The 12,089-nt window shown below is 59.2% G+C and carries 9 protein-coding genes; 4 read left to right on the top strand and 5 right to left on the bottom strand.

The genetic code is table 11. The annotated features are described in order from the left end of the window. Positions 1-2,226: an NADP-dependent isocitrate dehydrogenase gene (locus tag ACW9IN_RS01080; RefSeq protein ID WP_457364128.1), complete on the bottom strand. Its 2,226-nt coding sequence runs from the start codon at positions 2,224-2,226 to the stop codon at positions 1-3. Between the two features lie 493 nt (positions 2,227-2,719). On the opposite strand from ACW9IN_RS01080, the gene icd reads away from it, so the two are divergent. Further along, positions 2,720-3,976, top strand: coding sequence for an NADP-dependent isocitrate dehydrogenase (gene icd, locus ACW9IN_RS01075; RefSeq protein WP_457364127.1), 1,257 nt, complete (start codon positions 2,720-2,722; stop codon positions 3,974-3,976). 76 nt (positions 3,977-4,052) lie between these two features. Here icd and cspD read toward each other — a convergent pair whose 3' ends face one another. Then, complete coding sequence (cspD, locus tag ACW9IN_RS01070) at positions 4,053-4,316, bottom strand: cold shock domain-containing protein CspD (protein WP_457364126.1); 264 nt, start codon at positions 4,314-4,316, stop codon at positions 4,053-4,055. A gap of 223 nt (positions 4,317-4,539) precedes the next feature. Between cspD and clpS the strand changes: the two genes are divergently transcribed. Together clpS and clpA are read left to right on the top strand one after the other, a co-directional pair. Then, the gene (gene clpS / locus ACW9IN_RS01065) at positions 4,540-4,908 is read left to right on the top strand and encodes an ATP-dependent Clp protease adapter ClpS (protein WP_005789091.1); all 369 of its coding nucleotides are present in this window, start codon (positions 4,540-4,542) and stop codon (positions 4,906-4,908) included. Positions 4,909-4,937: 29 nt separating this feature from the next. Further along, positions 4,938-7,208, top strand: coding sequence for an ATP-dependent Clp protease ATP-binding subunit ClpA (gene clpA / locus ACW9IN_RS01060; RefSeq protein ID WP_457364125.1), 2,271 nt, complete (start codon positions 4,938-4,940; stop codon positions 7,206-7,208). Positions 7,209-7,403: 195 nt separating this feature from the next. Here the strand turns inward: clpA and infA are convergent, their stop codons facing one another. From infA to aat, 3 genes are all read right to left on the bottom strand, one after another. After that, positions 7,404-7,622 (bottom strand): translation initiation factor IF-1, encoded by a 219-nt coding sequence (infA, locus tag ACW9IN_RS01055; RefSeq protein ID WP_002553999.1) that lies wholly within the window; start codon positions 7,620-7,622, stop codon positions 7,404-7,406. A 100-nt stretch (positions 7,623-7,722) separates the two neighbouring features. Then, a complete protein-coding gene (locus tag ACW9IN_RS01050) occupies positions 7,723-8,430 on the bottom strand; it encodes an arginyltransferase (protein ID WP_457364124.1) in 708 nt (235 codons plus the stop codon). A gap of 55 nt (positions 8,431-8,485) precedes the next feature. Beyond that, complete coding sequence (gene aat / locus ACW9IN_RS01045; protein ID WP_457364123.1) at positions 8,486-9,166, bottom strand: leucyl/phenylalanyl-tRNA--protein transferase; 681 nt, start codon at positions 9,164-9,166, stop codon at positions 8,486-8,488. A gap of 497 nt (positions 9,167-9,663) precedes the next feature. On the opposite strand from aat, the gene ACW9IN_RS01040 reads away from it, so the two are divergent. Beyond that, entirely contained in the window at positions 9,664-12,072 is a 2,409-nt protein-coding gene (locus ACW9IN_RS01040; protein WP_457364122.1) for a DNA translocase FtsK, read from the top strand. Positions 12,073-12,089 lie beyond the last annotated feature (17 nt).

The following is a 12,089-nucleotide window of genomic DNA, read 5'->3' as shown; positions in this document are numbered from 1 at the left end:
TTACTTCAGCGCAGCGATGGCGGCGTTGAGGGTGTTGCTTGGACGCATGGCCTTGGCGGTCAGCTCCGGGTTCGGCGCGTAGTAGCCACCGATTTCCACTGGCTTGCCTTGAACGGCGTTGAGTTCGGCAACGATGGTTGCTTCGTTCGCGGTCAGGGTCTTGGCCAGCTCGCTGAAGCGCGCTTGCAGGTCGGTGTCTTCGGTCTGGGCGGCCACGGCCTGAGCCCAGTACAGCGCCAGGTAGAAGTGGCTACCGCGGTTGTCGATGTTGCCGACTTTGCGCGATGGCGACTTGTTGTTGTCGAGGAACTGGCCGGTGGCCTGGTCCAGGGTCTTGGACAGTACCAGGGCTTTCGGGTTGTTGTAGTTCACACCCAAATGCTCGAGGGACGCGGCCAGGGCCAGGAACTCGCCCAGGGAATCCCAGCGCAGGAAGTTCTCTTCAACCAGTTGCTGCACGTGTTTCGGGGCCGAACCACCGGCGCCGGTTTCGAACAGGCCACCGCCGTTCATCAGCGGCACGATGGAGAGCATCTTGGCGCTGGTGCCCAGTTCCATGATCGGGAACAGGTCGGTCAGGTAGTCACGCAGTACGTTGCCGGTTACCGAGATGGTGTCCAGGCCCTTGCGGGTACGTTCCAGGGTGAACTTCATCGCGTCGACCGGCGACATGATGCGGATGTCCAGGCCTTCGGTGTTGTGGTCTTTCAGGTAAGCCTGAACTTTCTCGACCACGACGCCATCGTGGGCACGCAGCGGGTCCAGCCAGAACACGGCCGGGGTATTGCTGGCGCGGGAACGGTTGACGGCCAGTTTGACCCAGTCCTGGATCGGCGCGTCTTTGGTTTGGCACATGCGGAAGATGTCGCCGGTTTGCACCGCTTGTTCCATCAGCACGCGACCGCTGCTGTCGGACACGCGAACCACGCCGTCAGCCTTGATCTGGAAGGTTTTGTCGTGGGAGCCGTACTCTTCGGCTTTCTGCGCCATCAGGCCCACGTTCGGCACGCTGCCCATGGTGGTTGGATCGAACGCACCATTGGCTTTGCAATCTTCGATTACGGCCTGGTAGATGGTGGCGTAGCAGCGATCCGGGATCACGGCCTTGGTGTCGTGCAGTTGGCCGTCGGTGCCCCACATCTTGCCGGAGTCACGGATCATGGCCGGCATCGAGGCGTCGACGATTACGTCGCTCGGCACGTGCAGGTTGGTGATGCCTTTGTCGGAGTTGACCATCGCCAGGGATGGGCGAACGGCGTAGACAGCCTGGATGTTGGCTTCGATCTGCGCTTGCTGTTCAGCCGGCAGGGCCTTGATGCGGGCGTACAGATCGCCGATGCCGTTGTTCAGGTTGAAGCCGATCTGGGCCAGCACGTCGGCGTGCTTGGCCAGGGCATCTTTATAGAACTCGGCAACGATCTGGCCGAACATGATCGGGTCGGAGACCTTCATCATGGTGGCTTTGAGGTGAACCGACAGCAGCACGCCTTGTTTCTTGGCGTCTTCGATTTCGGCGGCGATGAAGTCGCGCAGCGCCGCTTTGCTCATGACGGAGCAGTCGAGGATCTCGCCGGCCTGGGCCTTGGTCTTTTCTTTCAGGACCGAAACGCTACCGTCCTGGGCGATCAGCTCGATCTTGACCGTGTCGGCCGCTTCGATCTGTACCGCTTTTTCGCTGCCGTAGAAGTCGCCGGCGGCCATATGCGCCACGTGGGACTTGGAGTCCTTGGCCCAGGCGCCCATCTTGTGCGGGTGCTTGCGTGCATAGTTCTTGACCGACAGCGGGGCGCGACGGTCGGAGTTGCCTTCGCGCAGAACCGGGTTCACGGCACTGCCCTTGACCTTGTCGTAACGCGCGCGGGTTTCTTTTTCCGCGTCGGTGGTTACGGTTTCCGGGTAATCCGGCAGGGCATAGCCCTGGGCTTGCAGCTCCTTGATCGCGGCCAGCAGTTGCGGCTGGGAGGCGCTGATGTTCGGCAGCTTGATGATGTTGGCATCAGGGGTAACGGCCAGGGCGCCCAGTTCGGCGAGGTGGTCCGGTACGGCCTTGGCGCCCAGTTGCTCGGGGAAGCTTGAGAGGATGCGCCCGGCAAGGGAAATGTCGCGGGTTTCCACGGCAATATCAGCTGAAGCGGTGAAGGCCTCTACGATAGGCAGCAGTGAATAGGTGGCGAGGGCTGGGGCTTCGTCGGTGAAGGTGTAGATGATCTTCGAGCGGGTGGGCATATTCGGATTAACTCTCTTCTTTGCTGAAAGCGTGCGCAGAAACTCGAGATGCGCCGGGTGGAGCGCGTTCGTTCAAAGTCATCCATGAGCGAAATGTCGAGGTTTCTTCGCGGTGATGTTGGGTTGCATCAGTCGAGCGTCAAGCGGGTGGACTATTGTAATAGTCCTGCTTTCTGGCTGAGGGCTACTGTCTAGAGCGGTCAGCTGTCGTGACTCTTGGGTCAGCGGCGGCATTATACATAGGTCGCTATGCTTACGCCGAGCCTTCATACAAAAGGTGTGTCGTCCATTGGTCTAAAGGTCGCAGGCAACGGGTTGCGTCCCTTGTCGCACAATGTGCTCAAGATTGGCGCTTTTCCCTTGGCTTTCAGGCTTGTAGTCGACTAAGTACGCTGTTTTCGATGCAAATGAGCAGGGCGTGAGGTTTCGAACGTCATTTATCTGGAGTAGGCTCGAACGCAGCCAGATGTTCAATCCATAGAGGGAGTTCAACATGGGATACCAGAAGATTCAGGTTCCGGCAGTCGGCGACAAAATCACCGTCAACGCAGACCATTCTCTCAACGTTCCGGACAACCCGATCATCCCGTTCATCGAGGGCGACGGCATTGGTGTCGACATCAGCCCGGTCATGATCAAGGTTGTCGATGCCGCTGTGGCAAAGGCCTACGGCGGAAAGCGCAAGATCTCCTGGATGGAGGTGTATGCCGGCGAGAAGGCGACCCAAGTCTACGATCAGGACACCTGGCTGCCTCAGGAAACCCTGGATGCGGTCAAGGATTACGTGGTTTCGATCAAGGGGCCACTGACCACGCCGGTTGGTGGCGGTATCCGCTCGCTGAACGTGGCTCTGCGTCAGCAACTTGATCTGTATGTGTGCCTGCGCCCGGTGCGCTGGTTCGAAGGCGTGCCCAGCCCGGTCAAGAAGCCCGGCGATGTAGACATGACCATCTTTCGCGAGAACTCCGAAGACATTTATGCCGGTATCGAATGGAAGGCCGGCTCGCCAGAAGCGGTAAAAGTGATCAAGTTCCTCAAGGAAGAAATGGGCGTCACCAAGATCCGTTTCGATCAGGATTGCGGGATCGGTGTGAAACCGGTCTCGAAAGAAGGCACCAAGCGCCTGGCGCGCAAGGCCCTTCAATATGTGGTCGATAACGACCGCAGCTCGCTGACCATCGTGCACAAGGGCAACATCATGAAGTTCACCGAAGGGGCCTTCAAGGAATGGGCCTACGAAGTGGCGGCCGAGGAGTTCGGCGCGACCTTGCTTGACGGTGGCCCGTGGATGCAGTTCAAGAACCCGAAGACCGGCAAGAATGTGGTGGTCAAGGATGCGATCGCCGATGCCATGCTCCAGCAGATCCTGTTGCGCCCGGCCGAATATGATGTGATTGCAACCCTCAACCTCAATGGCGACTACCTTTCCGACGCGCTGGCGGCGGAAGTGGGGGGTATCGGTATCGCGCCGGGCGCCAACCTGTCCGACACAGTGGCGATGTTTGAAGCGACCCACGGCACCGCGCCGAAATATGCGGGCAAGGACCAGGTCAATCCGGGGTCATTGATCCTGTCGGCGGAAATGATGCTGCGTCATATGGGTTGGACCGAGGCGGCGGACTTGATCATCAAGGGCACCAACGGGGCGATTGGCGCCAAAACCGTGACCTATGACTTCGAGCGCCTGATGGAGGGTGCGAAGCTGGTGTCTTCGTCGGGCTTTGGTGATGCGTTGATTTCCCATATGTAGGGCGCAAAAAAAGCCGGCCACTTCGAACTGAATGAGGTGGCCGGTCTTCTGTCGTGATTGCACGCTCGGCCCAGAATCAGGCCGTTGCTTTATTCTCTTTATGAGCGCTGGGTGTTTCGGAAGCTGCGGGGGCGCTCGTGGCGGCAGAGATGTCCACGGCGTGCAACCCTTTGGGGCCTTGAATGATTTCAAAATTTACAGGCTGGCCCGCTTTCAGCGTTTTGTACCCATCCATCTTGATCGCTGAATAGTGCGCAAAGAGATCTTCGGACTTACCGTCTTCTACGACAAATCCATAGCCTTTGGCATTGTTGAACCATTTGACCTTACCGCTTGCCATAACCATATCCCTCTGCACCAGACTCCATCACTGGAGTATCATCCAGTTTATCCGTCCTAACCCGAATAAATAAGGTTGACTGCGCGGACCTTTTTTACCCACTGTGGGTTCTATTGGTTGTAACACCGATTCGCCGATAGTCAAGGTGGCCTGGCGGTAAGAGTTGAAATTCTGACAGGTCGCCCCCACCACTGTATTTGAACCACTGACGAACCTTCTTTCCATGCATGCAAACAGCCAGATTCGACTAACATTCAATCAGGATCGCCCGGATCAGGAACACGATGACGACGGTTCTGCAGGCATTGCTGTTCAGGAGGCCAAGCCTGCTTTACAGGCGCCGCCGATGTACAAGGTGGTTTTGTTCAATGATGACTACACACCGATGGATTTCGTCGTCGAAGTGCTCGAGGTGTTTTTTAACCTGAACCGCGAGTTGGCGACCAAGGTAATGCTGGCCGTTCACACAGAAGGACGGGCAGTATGTGGAGTGTTTACCCGCGACATCGCCGAGACAAAGGCCATGCAGGTCAACCAGTACGCCAGGGAAAGCCAGCATCCGCTACTCTGTGAAATCGAGAAGGACGGTTAACGCCGACCACTTGGGTATGAGGTGAAGCTATGTTAAACCGCGAGCTCGAAGTCACCCTCAATCTTGCCTTCAAGGAGGCCCGTTCGAAGCGTCATGAGTTCATGACCGTCGAGCACCTGCTGCTGGCACTTTTGGATAACGAAGCTGCCGCCACCGTTCTGCGTGCGTGCGGCGCCAACCTCGACAAACTCAAGCATGACCTGCAGGAGTTTATCGACTCCACCACGCCACTGATCCCCGTGCATGACGAGGACCGCGAAACCCAGCCGACCCTGGGCTTTCAGCGGGTATTGCAGCGTGCTGTTTTCCACGTACAGAGCTCCGGCAAGCGTGAAGTCACTGGCGCCAACGTGCTGGTGGCGATCTTCAGTGAACAGGAAAGCCAGGCAGTGTTCCTGCTGAAACAGCAGAGCGTTGCCCGTATCGATGTCGTCAACTACATCGCCCACGGTATCTCCAAGGTGCCTGGGCACGGCGATCATTCCGAGGGTGAGCAGGATATGCAGGACGACGAGGGCGGTGAGTCTTCTTCCTCGGGCAATCCACTGGATGCCTATGCCAGCAACCTCAACGAACTGGCGCGCCAGGGGCGGATCGATCCGCTCGTGGGGCGTGAGCTCGAGGTCGAGCGTGTTGCGCAGATCCTCGCTCGCCGTCGCAAGAACAATCCGCTGCTGGTGGGAGAGGCAGGCGTGGGTAAAACCGCGATTGCCGAAGGCCTGGCCAAGCGTATCGTCGATAATCAGGTACCTGACCTGCTGGCCAACAGCGTCGTCTACTCCCTTGACCTGGGCGCCTTGCTCGCCGGGACCAAGTACCGTGGCGATTTCGAGAAGCGCTTCAAGGCGTTGCTCGGCGAGCTGAAAAAACGCCCGCAAGCCATCCTGTTCATCGACGAAATCCACACCATCATCGGTGCCGGTGCGGCGTCGGGTGGGGTGATGGACGCATCCAACCTGCTCAAGCCACTGTTGTCGTCGGGTGATATCCGTTGCATCGGCTCGACCACCTTCCAGGAGTTTCGCGGCATCTTCGAGAAAGACCGTGCCTTGGCGCGTCGCTTCCAGAAGGTCGATGTGTCCGAGCCTTCGGTCGAAGACACCGTCGGCATCCTGCGCGGGCTCAAGGGGCGTTTCGAGGCGCACCATGGCATCGAATACACCGATGAAGCCCTGCGTTCGGCGGCCGAGCTGGCGTCGCGCTACATCAACGACCGGCACATGCCGGACAAAGCCATCGATGTGATCGACGAGGCGGGCGCCTTCCAGCGTCTGCAGCCGGTGGAGAAGCGCGTCAAGCGTATCGATGTGCCGCAGGTCGAGGACATCGTGGCGAAGATCGCGCGCATTCCGCCAAAACACGTCACCAGCTCCGACAAGGAACTGCTGCGTAATCTGGAGCGCGACCTGAAGCTGACCGTGTTCGGTCAGGATGCGGCCATCGATTCGCTGTCCACCGCGATCAAATTGTCCCGGGCCGGTCTCAAGTCGCCGGACAAGCCGGTGGGTTCGTTCCTGTTCGCAGGCCCGACCGGCGTCGGCAAGACCGAGGCCGCGCGGCAATTGGCCAAGGCCATGGGGATCGAACTGGTGCGGTTCGACATGTCCGAGTACATGGAGCGCCACACCGTGTCGCGCCTGATCGGTGCGCCTCCGGGCTATGTCGGCTTTGACCAGGGTGGCCTGCTGACCGAGGCGATTACCAAGCAACCGCATTGCGTATTGCTGCTGGATGAAATCGAGAAGGCGCATCCGGAAGTCTTCAACCTGCTGCTGCAGGTCATGGACCACGGTACCCTGACCGACAACAACGGGCGCAAGGCGGATTTCCGCAACGTGATCGTGATCATGACCACCAACGCCGGTGCCGAAACCGCCGCGCGGGCTTCGATCGGCTTCAGCCATCAGGATCATTCTTCCGATGCGATGGAAGTGATCAAGAAGAGCTTCACGCCCGAGTTCCGCAACCGTCTGGACACCATTATCCAGTTTGGTCGCCTCAGCCATGAGGTCATCAAAAGTGTGGTGGACAAGTTCCTCACCGAACTTCAGGCGCAGTTGGAAGACAAGCGCGTGCAGCTGGAGGTTACGGACGCGGCGCGCAGCTGGCTGGCCGAGGGTGGCTACGATGCGGCAATGGGCGCTCGCCCAATGGCGCGTCTGATCCAGGACAAGATCAAGCGGCCATTGGCCGAAGAGATCCTGTTTGGCGAACTCTCGGACCATGGTGGCGTGGTGCACATCGATCTCAAGGATGGCGAGCTGACCTTCGAGTTCGAAACCACGGCTGAAATGGCTTGATCGATCGTTGAAAAAAGCAAAGGCGCCGAAAGGCGCCTTTTTGCTGTCTTGATAGACGGGGTGGTCAATATCTATTGAGTGGTAAAGATCAAATGTGGGAGCTGGCTTGCCTGCTCCCACAGGGTCAAGTGGTGACTGTTAAATCGCGTGCACACAAAAACGCCCGGCATAACCGGGCGTTTTGTATTGACTTGCTTAGCGAGCGCGGTAAGTGATGCGCCCTTTGCTCAAGTCATAGGGCGTCAGCTCGACGCGCACTTTGTCACCGGTAAGAATACGAATGTAGTTCTTGCGCATCTTGCCGGAGATATGCGCGGTTACGACGTGCCCATTTTCCAACTCCACACGAAACATGGTGTTGGGCAGGGTGTCGACGACAGTGCCTTCCATTTCGAAGCTGTCTTCTTTCGACATGCAGTAAAGCCCTCGGTATCCAGTGAATGGCCCGGTGCAACTGCGCCAGGCAAAAGCGGCGTGCATTGTGCCCGAAAAAGGGGGGGCAAGCCAAGGGGTTCTAGTTAAGCGTGACCCATCTTTGGTTAATCAGCAGTTCAATAGGCCGATATTGGGTCTTGTAGTTCATCTTTTTGCAGTTTTTGATCCAGTAGCCGAGATACACCGCCTCCAATTCCAGGCGCAACGCTTCGCCGATTTGCCACAGGATGGCGAAGCGACCCAGACTGCGACGCTCTTCGGCTGGCTCATAAAAGGTGTAGACCGCCGACAGGCCATTGGGCAGCAGATCGGTCACGGCCACGGCGACCAGTCGGCCGTCGAGGCGAAATTCATAGAAGCGTGAAAACGGCAGTTCGCGCACCAGGAAGGTGGAAAACTGGTCGCGGCTGGGTGGAAACATATCGCCATCGGCGTGGCGTTCTTCGATATAGCGCTGATACAGGTCGAAATATTCTTCGGTAAAGCGAGGCTTGGCCGGCGTCACGGTCAGGTCGGCGTTGCGCTTGAGGATGCGCTTCTGATTACGGTCCGGCAGAAACTGCGCCACGGGGATGCGTGCCGGAACGCAGGCATTGCAGTTCTGGCAGTGTGGCCGGTACAGATGGTCGCCGCTGCGCCGAAAGCCCATTTCCGACAGATCGGCGTACACATGCACATCCATTGGCTGGCTGGGGTCGAGGAACAGCGTGGTCGCCTGCTCATCGGGCAGATAGCTGCAAGAGTGGGGTTGAGTGGCATAAAACTTCAAGCGCGCCAACTCGGTCATGGTCAACCCTCGGATAAGCTTTGAAATAAGTGTAAGCCAGGTGCGAGGAAGTCGCCTAGCAAACCCACGGTCCAGAGCTGGGTTGATCGAGATGATCGCGCAAAAAGCCCGCGAAGTCGCTACGGGGAATGGAGCGGGCACCCAGGCTGTGCAGATGTTCGTTAGGCATCTGGCAGTCGATCAGCACAAACCCCCAGGCCTGCAATTGTCTGACCAGCGTGGCAAAACCGAACTTCGAGGCGTTGTCGGCGCGGCTGAACATGGATTCACCGAAAAACAGTTGGCCCATGGCCAGGCCGTACAGGCCGCCGACCAGCTCGGGTCCATCCCAGACTTCCACTGAATGAGCATGGCCGCGGCGGTGAAGTTCCAGATAGGCACTCTGAATGCCTTCGGTGATCCAGGTGCCATCGGCATAGGCGCGGGGTGCGGCGCAGGCGCGGATGACGGCGGCAAAATCCTGGTCGAAGGTCACGCGATACCGCTGTTGGCGCAACAGCTTGGCGAGGCTGCGGGAAACATGCAGTTCGTCCGGGAATATCACGGTGCGTGGGTCCGGCGACCACCAGAGAATGGGCTGGCCTTCGGAGAACCATGGAAAGCAGCCGTGGCGATAGGCTTGCACCAGTCGCTCGGCTGACAGGTCGCCGCCGGCGGCCAGCAGGCCGTTGGGTTCACGCATGGCCTTGGCCAATGGCGGGAAGGTCAGGGTATCGCGTTGTAACCAGGTCAGCATGGCATCCAGGCTTGCGGAAGGGGAGGGGAGTCGCAGGCGAGCAACCTGCCGCGGGAATGGTGATTATTGTCGACGCGGCGCTCTGGGGCCAGCCCGAATCCGGGATTGGGGTGTATTAGCATAAGCGGGTGTTTCTGCAACTTGATGCTGGCGATGTGGTCGTAATCGGGTCTGACCCATGCAGGCCATTTGCCAAGCTTGCCTGGATTGGCAAAAACAGCTCATAAGCCTTTGTCAGCAAAGACAATGCATGCTCAAATTGGACATGTCGTGACACATAAATTGGCTATGCTGCTGGGTGAAGGGCAAGGGCGTGGCATCGCGGACGCAAACCCGTACAATGCGGCCAGTGTGGCGCTTTCGTCATTTCATCAAGCAAACATGCTGCATTAAACGTAGATTCAACGACGCTCGTTCATTTTTCACCTGCCCGGATGGGGCAGTCTTTACAGTCATTCAATAGATGGACGCGCTGAAGGCGCAGGAAAAGACCCGTTTTGAAGAAATCCGCCGCAGTACCCAAAGCAGCAGTTGTGCCGGCCTGGCGTCAGCACCTGCATTACCGACTCAAGGAAGGCGCGCTGATCGCGATCGGCGCGCTGTGCCTGTTCCTGATGATGGCCTTGATCACGTACGGCAAGGACGATCCGGGCTGGAGTCACGACAGCAAGATCGAAGACGTGCAGAACTTCGGTGGGCCTGCCGGTTCCTACAGCGCCGATATCCTGTTCATGGTGCTGGGTTACTTCGCCTATATCTTCCCGCTGCTGCTGGCGATCAAGACCTGGCAGATCTTCCGTCAGCGTCACGAGCCGTGGCAGTGGAGCGGCTGGCTGTTTTCCTGGCGCCTGATCGGCCTGGTGTTCCTGGTGCTGTCCGGCGCTGCGCTGGCCCATATCCATTTTCATGCACCCACCGGCCTGCCGGCGGGCGCCGGTGGGGCGCTGGGCGAAAGCCTCGGCGACCTGGCGCGCAGAACCCTGAATATCCAGGGCAGCACTCTGATGTTCATCGCGCTGTTCCTGTTCGGTCTCACGGTGTTCACTGACCTGTCGTGGTTCAAGGTGATGGACGTCACCGGCAAGATCACCCTCGACCTGCTTGAGTTGTTCCAGGGCGCGGCCAACCGCTGGTGGGCGGCGCGTGTCGACCGCAAGCGCATGGTGGCGCAACTGCGCGAGGTGGACACCCGCGTCAACGAAGTGGTGGCCCCAAGTACGCCGGACCGGCGTGAGCAGGCCAAGGTCAAGGAGCGCCTGATCGAGCGCGAGCAGGCCCTGAGCAAACACATGTCGGACCGCGAGAAACAGGTGCCGCCGGTGATCGCCGCCGCGCCGCCCAAACCGCCGGAGCCGAGCCACCGCGTGCAGAAAGAGAAACAGGCACCGTTGTTCGTCGACAGTGCCGTCGAGGGCACCTTGCCACCGATCTCGATTCTCGATCCGGCCGAAAAGAAACAGCTCAACTATTCGCCGGAGTCCCTGGCGGCAGTGGGGCATCTGCTGGAAATCAAGCTTAAGGAATTCGGCGTCGAAGTGGCCGTGGACTCGATCCACCCCGGCCCGGTCATTACCCGTTACGAAATCCAGCCGGCTGCCGGTGTGAAGGTCAGCCGCATCGCCAACCTGGCGAAGGACCTGGCCCGTTCCCTGGCCGTGACCAGCGTGCGCGTGGTGGAAGTGATTCCCGGCAAGACCACCGTGGGTATCGAGATTCCCAACGAAGACCGCCAGATCGTGCGCTTCTCCGAAGTGCTGTCCACGCCGGAGTACGACAACTTCAAGTCGCCGGTCACCCTGGCTCTGGGGCATGACATCGGCGGCAAGCCGGTGATCACCGACCTCGCCAAAATGCCGCACCTGCTGGTGGCCGGTACCACTGGTTCCGGTAAGTCGGTGGGCGTGAACGCGATGATTCTGTCGATCCTGTTCAAGTCCGGTCCGGACGACGCCAAGCTGATCATGATCGACCCGAAAATGCTCGAGCTGTCGATCTACGAAGGCATTCCGCATTTGCTGTGCCCGGTGGTCACCGATATGAAAGACGCCGCCAACGCCCTGCGTTGGAGCGTCGCCGAGATGGAGCGACGCTACAAGCTGATGGCCAAGATGGGGGTGCGCAACCTGTCGGGCTTCAACGCCAAGATCAAGGAAGCCCACGACCGTGGCGAGACCATCGATGACCCGCTGTACAAGCGCGAAAGCATTCACGACGAAGCGCCGAAACTGACCAAGCTGCCGACCATCGTGGTGGTGGTCGACGAATTCGCCGACATGATGATGATCGTCGGCAAGAAGGTCGAAGAGCTCATTGCGCGGATCGCCCAGAAGGCCCGTGCCGCCGGTATTCACCTGATCCTCGCGACCCAGCGTCCGTCGGTGGACGTAATCACCGGCCTGATCAAGGCGAACATCCCGACGCGCATGGCGTTCCAGGTGTCGAGCAAGATCGACTCGCGGACCATCATCGACCAGGGCGGCGCCGAACAGTTGCTGGGCCACGGCGACATGCTCTACATGCCGCCGGGCACCAGCCTGCCGATTCGCGTGCATGGTGCGTTCGTTTCCGACGATGAAGTGCACCGCGTGGTGGAGGCCTGGAAGCTGCGTGGCGCGCCGGAATACAACGACGACATCCTCAACGGTGTCGAAGAGGCTGGCAGTGGCTTCGAAAATGGCGGCGGTGGCGGCGAAGAAGACGCGGAAACCGATGCGCTGTATGACGAAGCCGTGGCGTTCGTGCTCGAAAGCCGTCGCGCCTCGATTTCTGCGGTGCAACGCAAGCTGAAGATCGGCTACAACCGCGCCGCCCGCATGATCGAGGCCATGGAAATGGCCGGCGTCGTGACCGCAATGAACACCAACGGCTCGCGTGAAGTCATCGCCCCCGGGCAGATGCGCGACTGATCACGGGCCGCGTGGCA

The organism is Pseudomonas sp. SDO5271_S396 (assembly GCF_054071795.1).
The sequence above is the reverse complement of the archived record's forward strand: the minus strand, read 5'-3'. Positions and strand labels throughout refer to the sequence as shown.